The sequence below is a fragment of the Neoluteolibacter marinus genome (assembly GCF_014904755.1).
Lineage (GTDB): Bacteria > Verrucomicrobiota > Verrucomicrobiia > Verrucomicrobiales > Akkermansiaceae > Haloferula > Haloferula marina.
The window spans coordinates 1-678 of record NZ_JACZFQ010000237.1 but is presented as its reverse complement, the minus strand read 5'-3'; the positions used below and the strand labels follow the sequence as shown (position 1 = coordinate 678).

Annotated in this window: 1 protein-coding gene and 1 pseudogene; both read right to left on the bottom strand. The window is 62.1% G+C overall.

Going from position 1 to position 678, the window contains the following annotated elements; genetic code table 11:
- Positions 1–213: pseudogene (locus IG178_RS25805) on the bottom strand (hypothetical protein); the annotation flags it as partial.
- 44 nt (positions 214–257) lie between these two features.
- Positions 258–678: CHAP domain-containing protein (locus IG178_RS24650; RefSeq protein ID WP_193215230.1), on the bottom strand; the 421-nt coding region annotated here is incomplete at its 5' end.

Genomic DNA, 678 nt, shown 5'->3' with positions numbered 1-678 from the left:
GATCCGCACGTTCGTGCCCTGGTCGAGTCCGTGCGGGTTGAGCTTGAAGTCGATGGTGTTGCCGTTCGACACCTCGGGCACTTCGATGCTCGGAGTCTGCTCCTGCGTTTGCGTCGAATCCTCAGCCGGTTCGTCGCCTCCCGTCGAGCATGCGCCCAACGTCAGCGCAACTGCGGTCGTTCCTGCCAGTGCGGTCCATCGCCGAGTCCTCATGACGCCCTCCCTGTGATATCCGTTAGTGATTCTATTGTATCGCACTATGACTTCTTCATCTGATCCTTCTCCGGCGGAATCAGGTAAGCGTCGGGGGCGTCGTCTGCGTTCGGGTCGACGGGATCGGGGCGTTCCGAGTATTTGTGCCCCGGCGGTCCGTAGTAGGAGTTGTTGTACTCGTCCACCACGGCCTTGCCGTCCTTCACGTCCTGCACCCAACCGACATGCCCGGCCTCCCCGACGTTGGGATTCGAGTTGGCGTCCCACCAGGCGACCGATTGCGGAACGGGCTCCGTGGAGATTTCCCATCCCCGTGCTTCCCAGGCCGGTCGCCATTCCGCAGCGTTTCCGGCTACCGCGTTGGTGAAGACCGGATCGTCCTCGGCGCTCAGGCCCATCGCCTCGTTGATCTTCCAGCCCGCATACGACGTGCACTCGCCGTAATAGAAACCCATCGAATCGGGG